This window comes from Brevibacterium ammoniilyticum, assembly GCF_038429965.1.
Taxonomy (GTDB): Bacteria; Actinomycetota; Actinomycetes; order Actinomycetales; family Brevibacteriaceae; genus Brevibacterium; species Brevibacterium ammoniilyticum.
In genome coordinates, this window is sequence record NZ_BAABNP010000002.1 from 56,305 (window position 1) to 76,875 (window position 20,571).

Consider the following 20,571-nt stretch of genomic DNA (forward strand, 5'->3'; position numbering starts at 1 on the left):
ACCCTGCTCACGCTCGGGTGGGCGCACGACGATCCGCCGGGCCCCCGACGGACGACACGACAGCGACGCAGCCCGGATGGCGGCCGCGGTTCGGGCGTTTCCCCTGCGCGAACCGGGCACAACAGACCTGGGCACGACCGACCCGACCGCGGTGACGTCCCCGGTTGGGTGCTCATCACCTTGATGACCGCGGGACTCGTCGTCGCCCTCTGGGCTCTTGCCGGTGAAGCGTTCACGACGATGTTCGAGGACGCGATGAACAAGGTGAGAGGTGCCGGGTGAGCCGATCGCCCGCCGAGGCGGCCCGGCGTCGCCGCGGCACCGACCGGGCAGGCCTCGTGCAGGTCCCGACCGACTGCGCGGGACGCGCTGACCGTGCGGGCCGTGCTGACCGTGCGGGTCGTGCTGACCGTGCGGATCGTGCTGACGACGCGGGAGCAGTGTGCTGTAAGAGAAGAGTGGAGGGCGATCTCACCGGCAAGGACGCCGGCTCCGCGATCGCGGAGTTCGCCCTCGTCGCCTCCCTGCTCGCTCTCGTCCTCGCCGGAGCACTGCAGATCGGCCTGGTCATCCACGTCCGCAACACCGTCATCGACTCCGCGATCGCCGGTGCTCGGCAGGCCGGTCTGGCCGATCAGACCGACGGAGACGGCGCCCGGCTCACCGCCGAACTCATCACCGCCGCCCTCGGCGGCCGCTACGCCGAGGAGATCACCGTGACATCGGAGAGCCGCGGCGGCGTGGAGATCGTCGAAGTCCGCGTCCGCACGCCGCTTCCCGTCGTCGGCCTGTGGGGTCCCGCCGAGGTGTGGGAACTGAGCGGACGCTCCCTCGTCGAGGACATCGACGGTGACTGAGAATGCGACCAGGTTCGAGGTGTCGAGCGCGACTGCGCGGTCGACCGGACCAGAACGTTCGCGTGTCAGCGAGGCTCTCGACCGTGCAGATTCGGGAACCGCGGTCATCGAATTCATCTTCGCGGCGATCGTCCTCCTCATTCCCGTCGTCTACCTCATGCTCGCGCTCTCCCAGCTGCAGGCCGCCAGCTATGCGACCACCTCGGCGGCGGTCTCGGCCTCACGGATCGCCGCGCGGGATGCGAACCCGTCGGAGCGGCGTGCCGAGGACGTCGCCGCCATGCACTTCGCTGACTTCGGACTCCCCGACGTCCCTGTGACGATCACCTACTCGTGCTCGGGACCGTGTGGACAGGCAGGCTCGCTCATCACCGCGAACGTCGAGACGAAGGTTCCCCTGCCGGGGATCCCGCTTCTCTTCGGGTCCGCGAACTCTCCGCACATCACGATGCGCGCCACCCACTCCGATGTCGTTGCGACGACGGTCCAGGGGTGAGTCGATGATGGCGTCCGAGGACCCGGAAGCTGAGGGAGGCGAGCGCGCCGATCGCGGTTCGATCACTCCCTTGGCAATCGGCTTCGTCATCATCGCCCTTCTCCTCGCCCTCCTCATCGCGGCGCTCACCGACCTGCACATGGCCCGCCGCGAACTGCAGGCGGTCGCGGATTCCGCGGCACTCGCCGCCTCCGATTCCTTCGAACCCGCCCCTGGTGACGAGCCCGGACTCGTGTTCTCCCCGGTTGCCGCCGAACGCGCAGCGCAGCGCTACGTCTCCGCCGTGCCTGTGCCCGACGATCTGCGCAACATCGGCGTCGACGCCGATGTCGACGGTGAGCATTCGGTCATCATCCGCCTCCGTGCCGACTACACGCCGGCATTCCTCTCACCGTTCGTACCCCGCCTCATCGACCTGAGCGCCACCGCCTACGCACGAGGATCGCTGCGGATCTCGTAGTCTCCTGCAGCACTCGACACCGAGACCGACGTTGCCGTCCGACTTCGACATATCGCCCTGTGGAACCGGCGCTCACTCGTGTGCTCCAGACCTGTGGACGCCGACCCGGTATCCACAGGGCAGAGAATCGCCCTTGCCAGCAGGCTGCGGTTCGGCGACGCTGATCCGATGACGACGACAGGGATCCTCCAGCAGATCTCGAGCACCGGTCACGTGCGCACCGACGTCCTCGAAGCCGACGGGGACCTGCCGCTGCTCGCCGTGCTCGAGACCGTGCTGGGCACGCCCATCACCGCCGACGAGGTGGCAGCGTCGAATCCCGCGGCCCCCTCCCCCGACCAGGGTCGGTCCTCCGAACATCCGACGCAGGTCACCTCCCAGTATCCGAGGGATGAGACCGCACTCGCCGATGATCTGCGCCGCATGAACACCATGACCTGGGGCGAATGGCGAACCCGCCATCCCGTCACCGTGCTCGGAGGCACCCACTTCCTCCGCGGTCACGGCCCGACGACCGTCTCCGTCGTCGCCGGACCCGACTCCGGCTACACCCTGCACATCGACCCCCGATCGACCCGGCTGAGCCGACTCCCCCTGCCCGACTGCCTGCTCGTGGCCGACCCGTGCCTCTCCCGCTCCCCCACCCGACTCGACCTCGGATCCGCGCAAGCCGAGACCCACACGATCCGCGGCTCCTCGGTCATCGTGCCCGGCGACGTCATCGACCCCGGCAAACGACCACTGCCGGCGCAGCGGCATGCGCAGGCGGGCGTTCGCGTCGCTGCCGCCACCGTCGACGAACCGAGACCCGCCCGACCACCGCAGTGGTGGGCCTTCCTCATCCCGATCGGCATCGGCATCGCGCTGGCCCTGCTCACCGGGATGTGGTGGTTCCTCCTCTTCAGCCTCTCCGCGCCGCTGTCGGGATACCTCGCCCACGCAATGGAGAAGCGACGGTTCGCTCGCGACACCGCGCAGCACCTCATCGATTCCGCGCACGCCGTGGACGAGGCCGTCGACCGGGCGGGTCGTCTCATTGCCGCCGAGCGGAACTCCTCGTCGGACATCTCCGGACTGTGTCTGGGATTCGGGGCGAGTCTCAGCGCCATCACCCTTGCCCCCGATCTCGGTGACCGCGTCGACCACGTCGACGGTCATGCCGTCATCGCCGATTGCCCCATCACCATCGACCCGCGTTGCACCTCGGTGACCGTCACCGGTGCCCGCGAGCAGCTGATCTCAATGCTCCTCGCCTGGCTGGCCGACACCCGCTGGCCGTGGCGACCGTCGCCTGCCCTTCGAACGATGCCCGAGCTGCTCGGCGCAGTCTCAGAGGACGACGCGACCACCGACTCCCGCTCGTCTCCGTCCATCGTCGTCGACCTCAGCACCACGGGATCCGCCGTCACCCTCCGGCTCGACGCACCCTCACCGTCAGCGACGGTCTCCGTGGTTCTCGGCACCCTCGGCCAAGCGCACACGACGTCCTCGACGGCATCGGCCGGTCCGGTTCCCGGCCGGACATTCACCGCATCGCTCATGCCCCCGGGCCGCTTCCTCACCCTGCTGTCGGACCGCGGCCGCGGTTCACCGCCCGAGTCCGATCAGCGGCACGGCCTGCACGACCACTACGACGATTCGCCGACGGCGATCGCTCGCCGGTGGGCCGGTGCGGATGCTGCTCCGGCGCTCATCGGACGTGGACCTGCCGGTGAGGTCGGCCTCGACCTCTTCCGCGACGGGCCGCACGCTCTCATCGCCGGCACCACAGGTAGCGGGAAGTCGATGCTGCTCCAGACGTGGCTGCTCGCCCTCGCCCTGGAGAACCCTCCCGACCGGGTGACATTCGTCCTCATCGACTTCAAAGGCGGCGCCACCTTCGCCCCGCTCGCGGCCCTTCCCCACACCGACAGCGTGCTTGACGACTTCGACTCCGCGGCGGCATTCAGAGCACTCGTCTCCGTCCGCGCCGAGATCACCCACAGGGAACAGCTCCTCGCCGACCATGGTTGCGCCTCGATCGATGAGCTGGAGGCTCCTCCGCCGCGACTCGTCGTCGTCATCGACGAGTTCCACGCCCTCATGGCGACCCATCCGCGGGCCGCGGACCTCCTCGAACACCTCACGGCGCTCGGGCGGTCCCTGGGCGTCCACCTCATCCTCGCCACTCAGCGGCCGTTGGGCATCGTCACCGGTCAGATGAAGGCGAACATCAACATCCGCATCTGCCTGCGCGTGCGAGACGAAGCGGATTCCTTCGATGTCCTCGGCGTGCCCGACGCCGCTCACCTGCCGCCGGGTCGGCCCGGTTCGGCGCTCCTCGATGCTGGGACGGCTCCCCTGTCCTTCCGGGTTGCGGTCCCCTTCGCCGAGGCGGTCGACGCTTCCCTGGTTCACCGGCCCCGACTGCGGCCGTGGACTCCGGACCACTCCCCGGAGAACTGCCCCAGCGTCGTGCGCGGCATCGCCGCCGCGAACATCGTTGCCGCGGCCCAGGACGCCCGTACAGCACCCTCGAGGCGGGTCGTCCTTCCGCCCCTTCCGGAGTCCGACGATGTCGCCGCCTGTGCGTCCGCCATGAACACGGTCGGCCTCGGCGTCGGACTCGTCGCCGGCCCCGGCATCGGACTCGACTCCGAGCTCGACGACGGTCGGCAACCAACGGTGGGCTCGGACGCGAACCCACTTCCGGTGACGGGCATCATCGACATCCCCACCGCGCAGAGGCAGACCGTGTGGACCTATGACCCGCTCGTCGACGGGTCGACCGTGCTTCTCGGAGACGCGGGACCCGATGCCGCCTCGGCTCTGGCCCGGATGGCGTCAGCGGCGGCGCGCTCTCATCGCGTCGTCGCTCTCGGCCGCATCGCCGAGATCATCGACTGGGCGGAGATCCGCTGCGGCATGAAGGCGGGATGGCGCCTCCACGTCATCGTCGATCACCTCGCCGCTCACCACGGGCAGGTCTCCGCCGGCACAGTCTCTGCTGGCTCGGTCACCGCCCGCGAGTTCCCTGCCGGCGCAACAGCCGATGCTCCGACCCTTGTCGTCTGTGACAACTGGAGCGAACTCATCGACTCCCTCGACCATCATGCCGCGGCAGGGCTCGAGAGGCTCCTCACTCACGCCCGCGGTCTCGGTCTCACCTTCCTCCTCTCAGGCTGCCGATCAGCACTGCTCGGGACTGCCGGGTTCTCCTCGCGGCTGGTCTTCCCGCCCAGCAGCGGCGCCGACGGCCTCAGCGTCGGGCTCTCCCGACAGCGGTTCCTCGGCACTTGGCCGCGGCTTCGAGCCGTCCTCCTCGGACCCCGCGTCGCTGACACCGGCAGCGACGGTGCCGATGTCCAACTCGCGCCCTACGATCCCGACGTCGATGCTCCGCGCGGTCGCATCCCGTTCACGCCGAGGTGGCAGGGGCTGGGCAGCGATCCCCGTGACGGTGACGGGCTGAAGATGGGACGCGATGGCAGGATCCCCGTGGGCATCGACCCGTTCGGCGAGCCGGTCATGTGGGATCCCGTTCGCGACGGTCCCGTCCTCACGGTGCGCGGATCGTCCGGCGGCGGAAAGACCGAGGCTGCCAGGATGCTGCGGTCGCTGACGCCATCGATCACCGTTCATGACGACGCGCACCTGCTCGCCGAGGCTGCACCGGATCTTCTCGACGGCGGAGTCCATGTGGTGACGATGCCGCTGCGGTTCACCCCGGGCTACGGTTCGCCCTTGACGAAGGCACAGTCGTCGGGTCCGCTGCTCGTGCTCGGCACCCACAGCCGTCAGGACCTGACCAGCCTGGGCATCCTCCGGCTTCCGCCGCTCGATGGAGACCCGGGCACTGGATGGTTCGTCACCGAATCGGGTGCCCGTGCCGTCAGACTGTTTCGTGCCGAGGCACCTACCGTCTGCCCGACCCAGACATCGCATTCAGCGGTGGGTCCGTCTGCGGCGGTGCCTCAGACCGAGTCCGCAGGAGGTCCCGTGAGAGTCTCATAACGGTAGAGTTCACTCGCCTGCCCGGCGGCGAGCAGCCGGTCGGCCAGCGCCGAGACGACCGGCATCCCGCTCGTCACCTCGATGACGACGTCGGCGTCGACCGAGAGCCGGGCCAGGAGCAGCTCGGCATCGGAGACGGCTGCATCGAACTCCTCGGCCGTGGCACCCGCGACATCCTCACGGGTCTCGAATATCGACCCGAGGATGAGCTCGGTCGCCGGCTCCTCCTCGCCCTCTCCGGGCAGATTCGCCGAAGCGTCCTGGGCACCGCCTACCGCGGCCGGGTCGGCTTCGCGGGCATAGGAGACGGCGAAGGCGCTCAGACCGCTCGCTGCCGCAGAACCCGACCCGGCGTCGCCGGATCCGGCAGCTGCCGAGTCGCTCATGAGCATCGCCGCACCGTGGGCACCGGCGGCCTCGGAGAGGAACGCCTGGCTCACCTGACCGATCGTCAGCGGCGCTACCGCATCGTTGCGGTTGACGGCGATGTACCACTCAAGGAACGCCTTCGTCAGTTTGACCGACCCCGTCGAGACGATCTCGAGATCCTCGGCACGACCACCGCCGCTCGGCGGCAGCGCACCGGCAGGGACCTTGATGACCCGGGTCGTCGTCAGAGGAGAGAACCCGAGTGCCTCGGCGAACTTCTCCCCGTCACTGCCCGCCTCGACGCGAGCGCGCAGATCGAGGCCCTCCAATGGAGTGCCCGCAGTCTCGGCGGAGACCGCCTCGAAGAGCTCACGACCGAGCCCGTGCCCGCGCTCCTCGGCGGCGACCTCGACGTTCACCCACGCCCGGAACGGGTGCAGAGGGGACTCCGCGATCGCGGCTGCGCCGACGGGAACTCCGGGGACCACCTCGGCGAGGACGGAGCGCAGCAGAGGGGCATCCGCGGACGGCCGGAAGAGGGATCGCGCCATGTGCGCCGCCGGCGTCGGAGCATCCGCGAACACCTCATTCAGTCGCAGATCGTCACCGTCGGCAAGTGGTCTGATCGGCATGGGGAGCGCTCCTAGCGGCATGTCAGATGTTGATAATCTTGGCGTCATGACTGACTTAAGCGATCCTACCGCCGCCGCGCAGGCAGCGGCCACGACCATCAACTCCGCCGCCGGGATCGAGTCCCACGACATCGCCCTCGTCCTCGGATCGGGATGGGGCGGAGCGGCCGACCTGCTGGGCGAGACGATCAGCGAAGTCCCCGCCGCGGAAGTCCCCGGATTCCACGCTCCCGCCGTCGAAGGCCACGGTGCGACCCTGCGCACCGTGCGGATCGAATCCTCCGGGAAGTACGCGCTCGTCCTCGGCTCCCGCACCCACTACTACGAGGGCAAGGGCGTGCGCGCCGTCGCCCACGGTGTGCGCACCGCCGCTGCCGCCGGCTGCCAGAGCCTCGTGCTCACCAACGGCTGCGGCGGGCTCAACCGCCATTGGAAGCCCGGCACCCCGGTCCTCATCTCCGACCACATCAACCTCACCGGCACCTCCCCGATCGAAGGGGCGAACTTCGTCGACCTCACCGATCTCTACTCCCCGCGCATGAGAGCGATCGCCAAGCAGATCGACCCCACCCTTGACGAAGGCGTCTACGCGCAGTTCCGCGGACCCCACTACGAAACCCCCGCCGAGGTGCGCATGGCCGGGATCCTCGGCGCCGACCTCGTGGGCATGTCGACGACGCTCGAGGCCATCGCCGCCCGTCAGGCCGGACTCGAACTCATGGGCATCTCGCTCGTGACGAACCTCGCCGCCGGCATCCAGGAGACCCCGCTCTCCCACGCCGAGGTCATCGAAGCCGGTGCCGCCGCGGCCCCCCGGATCTCCCAGCTGCTCGCCGACATCGTCGGACAGCTCTGAGGCCGGGCCGATGAGCACACCGACGCACCGAGTGGCCGACCGTTTCACCTCCGGCTTCGATGCCGAGATCGTCCGCGCGTGGATCGCCGACGACCCTGATGAGCAGACCGCGACGGCCCTGACCGCGATCCTCGCCGAGGCGGAATCCGGGGACGCCGCTGCCCTGGCCGACCTCGAGGACCGGTTCGCAGGTCCCCTCGCCTTCGGCACCGCGGGGCTGCGCGGTGAGATCGCGGCGGGCCCGAACCGGATGAACCGCTCCGTCGTCATCCGTGCCGTCGCGGGACTCTCCGCGTTCCTTGCAGAGACCGTGGGTTCGGGCTTCCGTGTCGTCATCGGCTGCGACGCCCGGTACAAATCCGCCGACTTCGCCCGCGACACCGCCGCCGTCGTCACCGCCGCCGGTGGGGTGGCCATCCAGCTGCCCGAACAGCTGCCGACCCCGCTCACCGCGTTCGCGCTCACCCATCTGAGCGCCGATGCCGCCGTCATGGTCACTGCCAGCCACAACCCGCCGGCTGACAACGGCTACAAGGTCTACCTCGGTGAGCGCCCGCTGCTCGCGATCGAACCCGATCCGACCGCGGCCCGGGCCGGAGCCGGGGCGCAGATCGTGCCGCCGGCCGATGCCCTCATCGCAGAGAAGATCGCCGCGGTCGACTCCGTCGCCTCGGTCCCCCGTGCCGAGACCGGGTGGGAGCACCTCGACGACTCGATCGTCGCCGCCTACCTCGACTCGGTCACGGACCTCGGGGTGCGCTCGAGTGCCGACCTGCGCATCGTCCTCACCTCCCTGCACGGGGTCGGTGCCGGTGTCGCCGAGGCGGCCCTCGACCTTACCGGGTTCGCCGACGTCCACCCTGTGAGCAGTCAGCAGGCCCCTGACCCCGACTTCCCGACGGTGTCGTTCCCCAACCCGGAGGAGGCCGGGGCACTCGACGAGTCCTATGCCCTGGCCCGAGAGATCGACGCCGACCTCATCATCGCCAACGACCCCGACGCGGACCGCTTCTCCGCCGCGATCCCCGATGCGTCGGCGGGCAGCGGGTACCGGCAGCTGTCCGGCGACGAGGTGGGTCTCCTCCTCGGCGAGGACATCGCGAGCAGGCTGGCGGGTCAGGGCGATCCGCGAACCGAGGGGCGGGCCGACGATCCCAGCGACGAGGCGGGTCCCGTGTTCGCGAACTCGATCGTCTCCTCCCGGGGCCTGGCCGCAGCAGTCGCGGCACATGGATTCGCGGCCGTGCAGACTCTCACCGGCTTCAAGTGGATCTCGCGGGTGCCCGGACTCGTCTTCGGCTACGAGGAGGCGCTCGGCTACTGCGTCGATCCCACCGTCGTCCGTGACAAGGACGGCATCTCCGCGGCGGTGACCTTCGCCGCCCTGGCCTCACGGCTCAAAGCGGAAGGATCCTCGATCGAGTCCGAACTCGACCGCATCCGCACCCGCGACGGCTACTTCGCCACGGCTCCGCTGAGCTTCCGCCTCGACGACGTCTCCCTCATCGCCGCGGCGATGGCGAAGCTGCGGGAGAACCCGCCGACGGCCCTCGCCGGGTCACCGGTGGCCGAAGTCCACGACCTCTCGACCGGGTACGACGGTCTGCCGCCGACCGACGGCATCCTCCTGCTCTCGGAGTCGAACTCGCGCGTCATCGTCCGCCCCTCAGGCACGGAACCGAAGCTCAAGTGCTATCTCGAGGTCGTCGGCGCGCCCCAGCTCGCAGCTCTGGGTCCGGCGCTCACTCAGCGTCTGTCGACGATCTCCGCGGAGCTCAAGGCCTACTTCGGCCTCTGACTGAACACCAGCGCGGTGACACCGCACCAGCACGGTGCGTGCACCGTGCTGGTGCGGTGTCGCCGTGCTGGTGAGTGTCGGTGCCCTGCTCAGTCCGAGAGACCGGCGAGGATCGCCGCGGAACCGGAGGGCCCGAGGTTCTCAGGAGATGACGAGGAGCGGGCATCGGGCGACACCGGATCGAGCGATGCGCACGTCAGCAGTCACGAGAGTCAGATCGAGTGTCTCTGCCACCGCCACATATCCAGCGTCGTAGCTGCTCAGGTTGTCTCCCAGTTCCCACATCCGCTGGAGAAGCGGGGCCGTGGGCTCGGTGAGGACGACCAGCTGCGCCAGCCACTTCACGGCGTTCTCCGCGCTGGAGTCGTCGATCCTCCCGCCCATCCTCAGCCCCCTGATGACCGAGAGCATCTCGGTGCGCCAATGCTCTGGGACCACCCATTCCGGGTCACCCCGAAGAATCTCGATCGCCGATAGACAACGCGGTTCCGCATGAGGATCGGCGAACAGGAGGGCAACGGCCGATGCATCAGGCACGATCATCGGTCTCAGGCCGGCCGATCTGCGTCGCGTGCCGCGAGAATGTCATCGATCGTGAAGTCTCGGCGGCTCTGCCAGGTGGAGACTTCGTCGATCAGGCGAACATTCTTCGCGAACCGGGCCTCCCGGACGATCACGTCGCGCAGGTAGGCGCTCAGGCTCTGACCTCTTGCGCGAGCAAGAGCAGCCAGCTGATCACGCACTTCGGTCGGAACGTCCCGAATCTGAATGGCAGTCATGGTGAAAGCCTACGCCCCGTGCATGCACATTGCATGCACATGATTGCCGGCGCCTCGCTCAGTCCGAGAGTCCGGCGAGGATGGCCGCGGAACCGGAGAGCCCGAGACGGGAGGCTCCCGCGGCGATCATCTCCTCCGCGGCCTCGACGGTGCGGATGCCGCCGGAGGCCTTGACGCCGAGACGGTCGCCCACGGTCTCACGCATGAGGGCCACCGCGTGCGCGCTCGCACCTCCGGCCGGGTGGAAGCCGGTCGAGGTCTTGACGAAGTCGGCTCCGGCCGCCTCGGCGCGGCGGGAGACCTCGACGATCTGCTCATCGCTCAAGGCAGCAGATTCGATGATGACCTTGACAAGGGCGTCCCCGCTCGCGTTGACGACGCCGCGGATGTCGGCCTCGACGGCATCGTAGTCCCCGGCGATCGCCTGACCGATGTTGATGACCATGTCGACCTCATCGGCCCCATCGGCAACAGCGCGCTCGGTCTCCGCAGCCTTGATCTCCGGCTTGACCTGGCCTGAAGGGAACCCGACGACGGTGGCGACGACGAGGTCACCGGTATCGGACAGCGGCAGCATCGACGGCGAGACGCACACGGCCAGCACCCCGAGGTCCTTCGCCTCGGCGACGAGGGCCTCGACGTCGGCGGTCGTCGCTTCGGGCTTGAGCAGAGTATGGTCGATGATCTTCGCGACGTCGGAGCGGCTGGTCATGGTGTCCTCCAAGGGAATCTGAGCTGGTGTGGTCGGGGTTGTCGGAGAGGGATCTACGTGATCGTCTCGAGGACGATCGAAGCAGGCACGGATGCGGCGTCGCCGCCGATCTCGTACGCGCCGACGAGCGCCTCGAGCGCGCGTTCGAAGCGTTCGGGAGTGTCGGTGTGCAAGGTCATGAGCTTGTCACCTGCGGCGACGGTGTCACCGGGCTTCGCGTGGAGTTCGATGCCGGCTACGGCCTGCACCGGATCCTCCTTGCGGACCCGTCCCGCGCCGAGACGCCACGAGGCGACCCCGACGGAGAGCGCGTCGAGCTTCGTGAGCACCCCCGCCTCGGGGGCGAAGACGACCTCGGTGTCCTTCGCCACGGGCAGCGGGGCGTCCGGGTCGCCGTGCTGGGCGCGGATCATCGCGTTCCACTTGTCCATGGCCCGTCCGTCGTCCAGGGCCGCCCGCACGTCGACGTCGGTCTTTCCCGCCAGGCGGAGCATCTCCTCGGCGAGGGCCACCGTGAGGTCGACGACGTCGGCGGGCCCGCCTCCTGCGAGCACCTCGACGGATTCGCGGACCTCGAGCGCGTTGCCGACGGTGAGCCCCAGCGGCGTCGACATGTCCGTGAGCAGGGCGGAGGTCTTCACTCCGGCTCTCACCCCGAGGTCGACCATCGTACGGGCCAGCCGGCGCGCCTTCTCGATGTCCTTCATGAACGCCCCGGAGCCGACCTTGACGTCGAGGACGAGACCGGCGGTGCCCTCGGCGATCTTCTTCGACATGATCGACGAGGCGATGAGCGGAATGCAGTCGACGGTGGCCGTCGTGTCCCGCAGCGCGTAGAGCTTCTTGTCCGCGGGTGCCAGACCGGACCCGGCCGCGCAGATGACGGCGCCGATGTCCTCGAGCTGGCCGAGGATCTCCTCATTGCTCAACCCTGCCTGCCAGCCGGGAATCGCCTCGAGCTTGTCCAGGGTGCCGCCCGTGTGCCCGAGCCCGCGCCCGGAGAGCTGCGGGACGGCGACGTCGAAGACCGCGACGAGCGGGGCGAGCGGGAGGGTGATCTTGTCGCCCACTCCCCCGGTCGAATGCTTGTCCGAGGTCGTGCGCGACAGGGAGGAGAAGTCCATCCGCTCCCCCGAGGCGATCATCGCCTGCGTCCAATGCGCGATCTCCTCGGCTCCCATGTCGTTGAGGAAGATCGCCATCGCCAGGGCCGCCATCTGCTCGTCGGCGACGACCCCGCGCGTGTAGGCGTCGATGACCCAGTCGATCTGGTCCTTCGACAGCGTCCTGCCGTCGCGCTTGGCGGCGATGACGTCGACTGCGTCGAATGCCTCTACTGTCACGGTGGTCCTCCGGTCATCGGGGTCGCTGGTTTCGGGGTGTTCGGTGGTCGCGGTCAGTGCTTCGGGTGCGTGTCCGGGACAGTGCCGTCGCCGAGGTTGTCGTCGGCGTCGTCGGCATCCGGACCGATGTCACCGCCGCCATCGCCGGCATCGTCGGCATGCCGGCCGACATGCTCGCCGAGGTTGTTCGGCCCGAACGCGTCGGGCAGGACGACGGCCATCGTCTCCCGACCCGCCGGCATGTTGAGCACGAGTTCGGTTCCGCCGTGTTCGAAGAGCAGCTGCCGGCAGCGCCCGCACGGGACCAGGGTGTTGCCCTGGCCGTCGACGCAGTCGAAGGCGACGAGGCGACCCCCGCCGGTCATGTGCAGGTCGGAGACGAGCGAGCACTCGGCGCACAGGGTCACCCCGTACGAGGCGTTCTCGACATTGCAGCCGCTGACGATCCGCCCGTCGTCGACGAGCGCGGCCGCCCCGACCGGGTACGCCGAATACGGCGCATACGCCTTCTCCATCGCGGCGACCGCGGAGGCGCGCAGAAGCTGCCAGGTCTCCTCGGTCACCTCGGCGGGGCGCACGCGCACCGGTTCGGACCAGTTCGGGTCGTCGACTCTCGGTCTCGAGGTCATCGCTTCCTCCGATCTTCAGGCGACTGCGGGGGACGGTCTCTGGGCCTCAGGCACGGGCGCGGGATCTGCCCTGCCCCGCCTCGGCGAGCCGCCCCCGCATCATCACGACTTCACGTACGGCACGCCTTCGGCCGCGGGCGGGCGGACCCGTCCGACGAAGCCGGCGACGGCGAGGATCGTGACGATGTAGGGCAGCATGAGCAGCAGTTCGTTGGGCACGGGCGTGCCGATCGACTGCAGCGTGTTGCCGAGGCTCTTGGAGAACCCGAAGAGCAGTGCTGCGAAGAGCGCGCCCTTGGGGTTCCACTTGCCGAGGATCATCGCGGCCAGGGCGATGTAGCCCTGTCCGGCCGACATCTCCTTGCCGAAGGCGAGGCCCGAGCCGATCGTGAAGAACGCCCCGCCGAGGCCGGCGATGGCACCGGCCATGATCGTGTTGCGCACCCGGGTGAAGTTGACCTTGATGCCCACGGTGTCCGCGGCCTTCGGGTGCTCGCCGACGGCCCGCATCCGCAGACCCCACTTCGAGCGGAAGACGAAGATCTGCAGGGCGATGACGACGACGTACATGAGGTAGACGAGGATGTTCTGGTCGAAGAGCACCCGCCCGAGGATCGGGATGTCCGAGAGCAGCGGGATCGGCAGGTTCGGCAGCTTCTGTCGGGCGTTCCACAGCTCGGGGTTCTCCGTGAGCACCGTCGAGTAGAGGAAGCTCGTGAGGCCGACGACGAGGACGTTGAGGACGACGCCGATGATGATCTGGTTGACCCAGTACTTCACGGCGAAGAACGTGAGCACCACGGCCACGAGCGCACCGGCGACGGGGGCGGCGAGGAGACCCGCGTACGGGTTCTTCACAACCGAGGCGACGACCGCGGCGAGGAAGGCGCCGGCGAGCAGCTGGCCTTCGATCGCGATGTTGATGATGCCCGAACGCTCACCGATGAGACCGCACATCGCGCCGAAGATCAGCGGCACCGACAGTGCCAGTGCTCCGGCGAGCAGGGTCGTCAGCGGGATGACGCCGCCGCTGCCGCCGCCGGCCCACGCGAGGAACGAGAGCACGAAGACGATCCCGAAGGTCATCGGGAACCACGACTCGAGGTCGCGGCGCTGCACGGCGAACCAGACGGCCACGGCGGCCATGACGACGAGGATGAAGGAGAGGACGAGGCCCGCGGCCTTCGCGGAGACGACGAGGTCGGGGATCGCGAAGAAGTCACCGCTCGTCGCGATCCGGAACGTCGTGTCCCCGGCCCGGCCGATGATGCCGAAGAAGACCAGTGCGATGAGCGCGAGGATCGAATAGACGATCGGGTACTTCCACGCGATCGGGGCGAGCACCTTGTTTCCGCTCGGGGCCTCAAGAGTCTGTGCGCTCATATCAGGACTCCTTCCGCTTGAGCACCGGGGCCGGCAGGTGGAAGATCGACCTCACCAGCGGCGGGGCTGCGATGAGCAGGACGATGATCGACTGGACGACGAGGACGATGTCGATGGGCGTGCCCGTCTGCGACTGCATGAGGTAGCCGCCGGCCTTGAACGCACCGAAGAGGAGACCCGCGAAGAACGTCCCCAAAGGCTTCGAGCGCCCGAGGAGTGCCACGGTGATCGCATCGAAGCCGATGGAGCCGGCGATGCCGCCGGTGAGCTTGTCCTCGGTGCCGAGCACCTGCGCGGCCCCGCCGAGTCCGGCGAGACCACCGGCGATGACCATGACGAGGACCGTCACCTTCGCCACCGAGATGCCCGCGGTGCGCGCGGCATGCGGGTTCGCGCCGACGGCCTTGAACTCGAAGCCCACCGTCGAACGCTCGAGCAGCCACCACACGAAGATCGTCGCGAGGATCGCAAGGATGAACCCGAAGTGGAGGCGGAAGGGCGGGGGCAGGAGGAGGAACATCTGCGCGGATTCGTCGATGGTCCGCGACTGCGGGTTCGCCGACTGCGTGTGCGTGAACCACGACTGCTTGAGCAGGTAGCCGAGCAGGTAGCCGGCGATCGAGTTGAGCATGATCGTCACGATCACCTCGTTGGCGCCGGTCTTCGCCTTGAGCACACCGGCGATGCCCGCCCAGATCGCGCCGCCGATGATGCCGCCTGCCGCTGCGACGAGCATGTGGACGACCGGGGGCAGCGGCAGGGCGTAGCCGATGAAGCCGGCGACAGTGGCGCCGAGGATGACCTGACCCTGACCGCCGATGTTGAACAGGCCCGACCGGAAGGCCAGGGCGATGCCGAGGCCGGTGAGGATGAGCGGGGTGGCGCTGACCAGGGACTCCGTGAGTGGGCGGATCGCGCGTTCCGGAGTGCGGGCGTTCCAGTCGAAGACGGCGCCGCGGAAGAGCGCCGAGTAGGCGTCGCCGACGGTCGAGAACGCGGTGGAGAAGAAGGCACCAGGGGCCGAGAAGAAGTTCTTCGCCGCGGCGATGACCTCGGCGTTGGCGACGGCGATGAGGACACCGCCGACGAGGAGGGCGAGGACGATCGCGAGCAGGGAGACCAGCCACGACCCGGAGAGGATCTCCTGGAGCAGGGTCTGCTGCCTGCCCGGCTTCGCTTCGGCGGTCGGCGGCGGGGCCGGAGAGGGCGCGGCCGGGGAAATGTCAGTCGTCATTCGTTCTCCTCCGCCGAGGTGGTGGCTGAGTCGGGGTCCGATCCCGCCGAGGTGGCGGCGGGGCCGGCGGATTCCGCGGTGGGGGCGGCCGTGGCCAGGGCCTCCTCGGCGGGGACACCGGCCATCATCAGACCCAGCGCCTCACGGGAGGTCTCCGGCCCGACGATGCCGACGATGCGTCCGGAGTACATCACGGCGATCCGGTCGGCGAGGCCGTAGACCTCGTCGAGTTCGGTCGAGACGATGATGCACGGGGTGCCGGTGTCGCGTTCGGCGATGACGCGTTTGTGGACGAATTCGATCGATCCGACGTCGAGGCCGCGGGTGGGCTGGCTGGCGATGAACAGGCGCAGTTCGCGGCCGAGTTCGCGGGAGAGGACGACCTTCTGCTGGTTGCCGCCCGAGAGTGTGGCGATCGGGTCGGCGACGCTGCCGAGGCGGATGTCGAATTCCTCGACCTTCTTCTTCGCCTCGGCGGTGATGACGCCCGGCTTGAGGTTGAGGCCCTTCGCGTACGGGGGCCGGTCGTAGACGTCGAGGATCATGTTGTCGCGGATCGCGAACTCGGCGATGATGCCGTCGGTCGAGCGGTCCTCGGGGACGAAGCCGATGCCGGTGCCCAACCGGTCCTTGACGGTGGAGCCGACGAGGTTCTTCCCGTCGAGGGTGATCGTGCCCAGCCGGGGTTCGGTCAGCCCGATGATCGTCTCGGCGAGCTCGGTCTGCCCGTTGCCCTGGACGCCTGCGATCGCGAGGATCTCACCGCGGCGGACGTCGAAGCTGACATCGTCGACGACGACGTTCTCGGTCTTGTCGACGACGGTGAGTCCGCGCACCTGGAAGGTCGCATCCCCCGGATCGGCGGGCGTCTTCTGCGTCGTCAGGGACACCTCGCGGCCGACCATCTGGCTTGCCAGCTCCGCCTCGGTGGATTCCGGGGAGGCCTCGCCGACGATCTTTCCGCGCCGGATGACGGTGATCGAGTCCGCGATCGCGCGGACCTCGCGCAGTTTGTGGGTGATGAAGACGATCGAGGTGCCCTGCTCCTTGAGCTGGCGCATGATCGAGATGAGCTCGTCGGTCTCCTGCGGGGTGAGCACGGCGGTGGGCTCGTCGAGGATGAGGATCTCGGCGTCGCGGGAGAGCGCCTTGATGATCTCGACCCGCTGCTGGGCGCCGACGGGCAGGTCCTCGATGAGCGCGTCGGGGTCGATGTCGAACCCGAACCGCGCGGAGATCTCGGTGACCTTCGCCCGCGCCTCGGCGAGGTCGATGAGTCCGAGCGCCTTCGTCGGCTCGTAGCCGAGAGCCACGGATTCGGCGACGGTGAACACGGGCACGAGCATGAAGTGCTGGTGGACCATGCCGATGCCGGCGGCCACGGCGTCGCCGGGACCGGAGAAGCTCACCGGCTTGTCGTCGATGAGGATCTCTCCCCCATCGGGGTCGTAGAGACCGTAGAGGACGTTCATCATCGTCGACTTGCCGGCACCGTTCTCACCGAGCAGGGCGTGGATCTCGCCCGGTTCGATGGTGAGATCGATGTGGTCGTTGGCGACGAACGATCCGAAGACCTTCGTCATCCCGCGAAGCTCGAGTTTCACAGCTCGGAGCACTCCTCACACATTTGAAAACTGCAGGGTCGAAACGTATCGACCCTGCAGTTTAACTCAGCTGATCACTTGGGCGAGTTCTCCGACTCCACCTTGATGGTGCCGTCGATGATCTGCTTCTTGAGCTCGTCGAGCTTCGTCTTCACGTCCTGCGGAACGTCCTTGTCGAAGTCGTGGAACGGGGCGAGTCCCACGCCTTCGTTCTCGAGCGTGCCGACGTAGGGCTCGGAGGTGAACTTGTCCTCGGTGCCCTCCTTGACGGTGTCCTCGACGGCGTTGGCGATCTCCTTGACCACCGAGGTGAGGATGATGTCGCCGTATTCCGTGGAGTTGTAGCCGTCGGTGTCGACCCAGATGAGCTTGACGTCCCCGGCTTCCTTCGCCGCGGCCGCAGCGCCGAGGCCGACAGGGCCGGCGACGGGCATGACGATGTCGGCACCCTGGGAGATGAGCTGCTTGGTCAGCTCCTGGCCCTGGCCCTGGTTCTCGAAGTCACCGGAGAACGACCCCTCCTGCTTGTCCTTGTTCCAGCCGAGGAGTTCGACGTTCTTGCCGTTGTCGTCGTTGAACTTCTTCACACCGTCGGAGAAGCCGTCCATGAACACGGTCACCGAGGGGATCTGGATGCCGCCGAAGGTGCCGACCTTGCCCGACTTCGACATCGCCGCTGCGACGTAGCCTGCGAGGTAGGCGGCCTCGGCGGTGTTGAAGACCAGCGGCTTCGCGTTGTCCAGAGTGACCGGCTTGCCGTCGGCGTCGGAGAACGTCGAGTCGATGAGGGCGAAGTTGAGGTCGGGGTTCGCCTCGGCGGCGGTCTGGATCGCGTCCTCGAGGAGGAAGCCGACGCCGAAGGTGAGGTTGCAGCCCTGCTGGACCATGTTGTCGACGTTCGGGGTGAAGTCGGCGTCACCCTGCGACTCTGCGAGCTGCTGCTTCACGCCGAGGTTCTTCGTCGCAGCGTCGAGACCGGCACGACCGGACTGGTTGAACGACTGGTCGTCCCAGCCGCCGGAGTCGGAGACCATGCAGGCGAGGTAGTCTTCGCTGTTCGTGTCGCTGCCGCTGCCGCCGGAGCCGCAGGCGGAGAGGACAAGGGCGGATACGGCGACCATCGAGACCGCAGATGCGAGCTTTTTCAAGGTTTACTCTTTTCTCGAAGAACCAACACCGGCAACGGTGGTGGACCACCGGCCGACTCGTCGCGAAGATGTGAGACCACTGGGTGATCGGTCACATTTCGGTGAGTTTTCGGCCAGTCTAATGCACGTGAGCCACGTCTCCCGCGCGTATAGCACTCGAATCTCCGACACCGATATGAAAACGCAATCAACCGTCATGCTCGCTCGCCGAGGTGGGGGCCGGGTCGAGGACTCCCCCCGCGGTCACGGTTCCGGGCGACCGCCTCGGCGGGGTGCTCTACCCTTGAGTACGTTATGGCACATCTTCTCGGGGCTGAGTCCCTGCACCTCGAATATCCCACCCGCATCGTCTTCGACTCGGTCACCCTCGGCGTCGACACCGGGGACATGATCGGCATCGTCGGACGCAACGGCGACGGCAAGTCCTCCCTGCTGGGGATGCTCGCGGGCACGATCACCCCCGATGCCGGACGTGTGACGTACCGCGGCGGTCTGCGATTGGGCATGCTCACCCAGCGCGACGACCTCGACGATTCGGCGACCGTCGGCCACTCCGTCGTCGGGGACCGCCCCGACTACGAATGGGCCGGCGATGCGAAGGTCCGCGACATCATCGCAGGACTCATCGCCGACCTCGACTGGCAGGCGACCATCGGCAGCCTCTCCGGCGGGCAGCGCCGGCGGGTGGCCCTCGCCGCCCTCCTCGTGGAGGACTGGGACCTCATCATCCTCGACGAGCCGACGAACCACCTCGACGTCGACGGCATCGCGTGGCTGGCGGCGCACCTGAAGTCCCGGTGGCCGCGGAACTCCGGTGCCCTGCTGCTGGTCACCCACGACCGGTGGTTCCTCGACGAGGTGTGCACGAAGACGTGGGAGGTGCACGACCGCATGGTCGAGCCCTTCGAGGGCGGGTACGCCGCCTATGTCCTCCAGCGGGTCGAACGCGACCGGATCGCCGCGGCCACCGAGGCGAAGCGGCAGAACCTCATGCGCAAGGAGCTCGCGTGGCTGCGCCGGGGTGCGCCCGCGCGGACCTCGAAGCCGAAGTTCCGCATCGAGGCGGCCAATCAGCTCATCGCCGACGTCCCCGAGGTGCGCAATCCGATCGAGCTGAAGAAGATGGCGACGGCGCGCCTGGGCAAGGACGTCGTCGACCTCCTCGACGTGTCCGTGCACTTCGGTGACAAGGACGTCCTCGACGATGTCACATGGCGCATCGGTCCCGGTGAGCGCACCGGCATCCTCGGTCCCAACGGCGCCGGGAAGTCGACCCTGCTCGGTCTCATCGCCGGGTCGATCGAGCCGAGTGAGGGCCGGGTCAAGCGCGGCAAGACCGTCGAGGTCGGGGTCCTCGATCAGCAGTTCAAGGACCTTGCCGAGATCGGCGGGCGCAGGGTGCGGGAGGTCCTCGCCGAGGCGAAGACGACGTTCACGATCGAAGGCAGGGACTTCACCCCCGCCCAGCTGCTCGAGCGTCTCGGGTTCGCGCGTGAGCACCTGTCCGCCCGTGTCAATGAGCTCTCGGGCGGGCAGAAGCGCAGGCTGCAGCTGCTCATGCTGCTCATGTCGGAGCCGAACGTCATCATCCTCGACGAGCCGACGAACGACGTGGACTCCGACATGCTCGCGGCCATGGAGGACCTCCTCGACTCATGGCCGGGCACGCTCATCGTCGTCTCCCACGACCGGTACCTGCTCGAGCGCGTCACTGATCAGCAGTACGCGATCCTCGATCACCGGCTGCGGCATGTGCCCGGCGGCGTCGACGAATACCTGCGGCTGCGGGCAGGCGAGGGTGCTGCGGGCAGCGCTTCGGGCGGTGCGGGGTCGGCGGGTGGTGCGGGGTCGGCGGGTGGTGCGGGGTCGGCTGGTGGTGCGGGCAGCGTGGGTTCGGCGGGGGCCGCCTCGGCGGATGACTCCGGTTCTGCGGCACCGAAGCTCAGTGGGGCCGAGCGCCGGGCGGCGGCGAAGGAGGTCTCGGCGATCGAGCGGAAGATGGAGAAGCTCAGCTCCCGGATCGACGCCCTCCACGCCGACATGGCCGCCCACGATCAGTCGGACTTCGAGGGCCTGGCTGCGCTGACCGCGCAGGTCCGCGAGCTCGAGGACGAGAACGCAGCCCTCGAGGAACGCTGGCTCGAGGCGACCGAGGCGCTCGAAGCCTGACCGCAGTGTTGCCCCGCGAAGCGACATCGCGGCAGGCGTCGGCCAGCTTTCCCAAGGCGGAAGAACGGGGTGCTTCGCGAAGAGGGCAGCGCGCAGGGGTGGTGCGCTT

At 68.4% G+C, this 20,571-nt stretch carries 17 protein-coding genes and 1 pseudogene; 8 read left to right on the forward strand and 10 right to left on the reverse strand.

Annotation, left to right across the window (positions count from 1 at the left end; all coding sequences use genetic code 11):
- The first annotated feature begins 3 nt into the window (after positions 1 to 3).
- The 5 genes from AAHA49_RS02285 (at position 4) to AAHA49_RS02305 (ending at position 5,806) form a co-directional block, all read left to right on the forward strand.
- Positions 4 to 282 (forward strand): hypothetical protein, encoded by a 279-nt coding sequence (locus tag AAHA49_RS02285; protein WP_422614412.1) that lies wholly within the window; start codon positions 4 to 6, stop codon positions 280 to 282.
- Complete coding sequence (locus tag AAHA49_RS02290) at positions 279 to 857, forward strand: TadE/TadG family type IV pilus assembly protein (RefSeq protein WP_342037064.1); 579 nt, start codon at positions 279 to 281, stop codon at positions 855 to 857. The genes AAHA49_RS02285 and AAHA49_RS02290 overlap by 4 nt, the downstream gene beginning before the upstream one ends.
- Complete coding sequence (locus AAHA49_RS02295) at positions 850 to 1,353, forward strand: hypothetical protein (RefSeq protein WP_339392180.1); 504 nt, start codon at positions 850 to 852, stop codon at positions 1,351 to 1,353. Before AAHA49_RS02290 ends, AAHA49_RS02295 begins: the two co-directional genes overlap by 8 nt.
- Positions 1,354 to 1,360: 7 nt before the next feature.
- The gene (locus tag AAHA49_RS02300; RefSeq protein WP_342037065.1) at positions 1,361 to 1,813 is read left to right on the forward strand and encodes a pilus assembly protein TadG-related protein; all 453 of its coding nucleotides are present in this window, start codon (positions 1,361 to 1,363) and stop codon (positions 1,811 to 1,813) included.
- Positions 1,814 to 1,981: 168 nt separating this feature from the next.
- Entirely contained in the window at positions 1,982 to 5,806 is a 3,825-nt protein-coding gene (locus AAHA49_RS02305) for an FtsK/SpoIIIE domain-containing protein (RefSeq protein ID WP_342037066.1), read from the forward strand.
- Here AAHA49_RS02305 and AAHA49_RS02310 read toward each other — a convergent pair.
- Entirely contained in the window at positions 5,767 to 6,807 is a 1,041-nt protein-coding gene (locus AAHA49_RS02310; RefSeq protein WP_339392177.1) for a GNAT family N-acetyltransferase, read from the reverse strand. The genes AAHA49_RS02305 and AAHA49_RS02310 overlap by 40 nt on opposite strands.
- 46 nt (positions 6,808 to 6,853) lie before the next feature.
- On the opposite strand from AAHA49_RS02310, the gene AAHA49_RS02315 reads away from it, so the two are divergent.
- Positions 6,854 to 7,663 carry a purine-nucleoside phosphorylase gene (locus tag AAHA49_RS02315; RefSeq protein WP_339392176.1) on the forward strand — a complete coding sequence of 270 codons (810 nt, stop codon included), beginning with the start codon at positions 6,854 to 6,856 and terminating at the stop codon, positions 7,661 to 7,663.
- 10 nt (positions 7,664 to 7,673) lie between these two features.
- Positions 7,674 to 9,461 (forward strand): phospho-sugar mutase, encoded by a 1,788-nt coding sequence (locus tag AAHA49_RS02320; RefSeq protein ID WP_342037067.1) that lies wholly within the window; start codon positions 7,674 to 7,676, stop codon positions 9,459 to 9,461.
- 141 nt (positions 9,462 to 9,602) lie between these two features.
- Here AAHA49_RS02320 and AAHA49_RS02325 read toward each other — a convergent pair whose 3' ends face one another.
- From AAHA49_RS02325 to AAHA49_RS02365, 9 genes and pseudogenes are all read right to left on the reverse strand, one after another.
- Positions 9,603 to 9,998, reverse strand: coding sequence for a type II toxin-antitoxin system VapC family toxin (locus AAHA49_RS02325; protein ID WP_342037068.1), 396 nt, complete (start codon positions 9,996 to 9,998; stop codon positions 9,603 to 9,605).
- A gap of 11 nt (positions 9,999 to 10,009) precedes the next feature.
- Positions 10,010 to 10,240 carry a hypothetical protein gene (locus tag AAHA49_RS02330; RefSeq protein ID WP_339392173.1) on the reverse strand — a complete coding sequence of 77 codons (231 nt, stop codon included), beginning with the start codon at positions 10,238 to 10,240 and terminating at the stop codon, positions 10,010 to 10,012.
- Positions 10,241 to 10,298: 58 nt separating this feature from the next.
- A complete protein-coding gene (gene deoC / locus AAHA49_RS02335; protein WP_339392172.1) occupies positions 10,299 to 10,952 on the reverse strand; it encodes a deoxyribose-phosphate aldolase in 654 nt (217 codons plus the stop codon).
- Between the two features lie 53 nt (positions 10,953 to 11,005).
- Positions 11,006 to 12,295, reverse strand: a complete 1,290-nt coding sequence (locus tag AAHA49_RS02340) for a thymidine phosphorylase (protein ID WP_339392171.1) — start codon at positions 12,293 to 12,295, stop codon at positions 11,006 to 11,008.
- 179 nt (positions 12,296 to 12,474) lie between these two features.
- Positions 12,475 to 12,924, reverse strand: a pseudogene (locus tag AAHA49_RS02345) (cytidine deaminase); the annotation flags it as partial.
- Between the two features lie 102 nt (positions 12,925 to 13,026).
- Positions 13,027 to 14,307: an ABC transporter permease gene (locus AAHA49_RS02350; protein ID WP_339392170.1), complete on the reverse strand. Its 1,281-nt coding sequence runs from the start codon at positions 14,305 to 14,307 to the stop codon at positions 13,027 to 13,029.
- Between the two features lies 1 nt (position 14,308).
- Positions 14,309 to 15,541, reverse strand: coding sequence for an ABC transporter permease (locus AAHA49_RS02355; protein WP_339392169.1), 1,233 nt, complete (start codon positions 15,539 to 15,541; stop codon positions 14,309 to 14,311).
- Positions 15,538 to 17,145 (reverse strand): ABC transporter ATP-binding protein, encoded by a 1,608-nt coding sequence (locus tag AAHA49_RS02360; protein WP_339392168.1) that lies wholly within the window; start codon positions 17,143 to 17,145, stop codon positions 15,538 to 15,540. Before AAHA49_RS02360 ends, AAHA49_RS02355 begins: the two co-directional genes overlap by 4 nt.
- A gap of 74 nt (positions 17,146 to 17,219) precedes the next feature.
- The gene (locus AAHA49_RS02365; protein WP_339392167.1) at positions 17,220 to 18,293 is read right to left on the reverse strand and encodes a BMP family lipoprotein; all 1,074 of its coding nucleotides are present in this window, start codon (positions 18,291 to 18,293) and stop codon (positions 17,220 to 17,222) included.
- Positions 18,294 to 18,587: 294 nt separating this feature from the next.
- On the opposite strand from AAHA49_RS02365, the gene AAHA49_RS02370 reads away from it, so the two are divergent.
- On the forward strand, positions 18,588 to 20,462 hold the full coding sequence (locus tag AAHA49_RS02370) for an ABC-F family ATP-binding cassette domain-containing protein (protein WP_339392166.1): 1,875 nt from the start codon (positions 18,588 to 18,590) through the stop codon (positions 20,460 to 20,462).
- Positions 20,463 to 20,571: the final 109 nt, after the last annotated feature.

Excerpts from the sequence above, each read along its gene's own strand:
- AAHA49_RS02370 (WP_339392166.1), top strand. The coding sequence starts at position 18,588 with ATGGCACATCTTCTCGGGGCTGAGTCCCTGCACCTCGAATATCCCACC.
- deoC (WP_339392172.1), bottom strand. The coding sequence starts at position 10,952 with ATGACCAGCCGCTCCGACGTCGCGAAGATCATCGACCATACTCTGCTC.
- AAHA49_RS02315 (WP_339392176.1), top strand. The coding sequence starts at position 6,854 with ATGACTGACTTAAGCGATCCTACCGCCGCCGCGCAGGCAGCGGCCACG.
- AAHA49_RS02355 (WP_339392169.1), bottom strand. The coding sequence starts at position 15,541 with ATGACGACTGACATTTCCCCGGCCGCGCCCTCTCCGGCCCCGCCGCCG.
- AAHA49_RS02305 (WP_342037066.1), top strand. The coding sequence starts at position 1,982 with ATGACGACGACAGGGATCCTCCAGCAGATCTCGAGCACCGGTCACGTG.
- AAHA49_RS02320 (WP_342037067.1), top strand. The coding sequence starts at position 7,674 with ATGAGCACACCGACGCACCGAGTGGCCGACCGTTTCACCTCCGGCTTC.
- AAHA49_RS02330 (WP_339392173.1), bottom strand. The coding sequence starts at position 10,240 with ATGACTGCCATTCAGATTCGGGACGTTCCGACCGAAGTGCGTGATCAG.
- AAHA49_RS02310 (WP_339392177.1), bottom strand. The coding sequence starts at position 6,807 with ATGCCGATCAGACCACTTGCCGACGGTGACGATCTGCGACTGAATGAG.
- AAHA49_RS02300 (WP_342037065.1), top strand. The coding sequence starts at position 1,361 with ATGGCGTCCGAGGACCCGGAAGCTGAGGGAGGCGAGCGCGCCGATCGC.
- AAHA49_RS02350 (WP_339392170.1), bottom strand. The coding sequence starts at position 14,307 with ATGAGCGCACAGACTCTTGAGGCCCCGAGCGGAAACAAGGTGCTCGCC.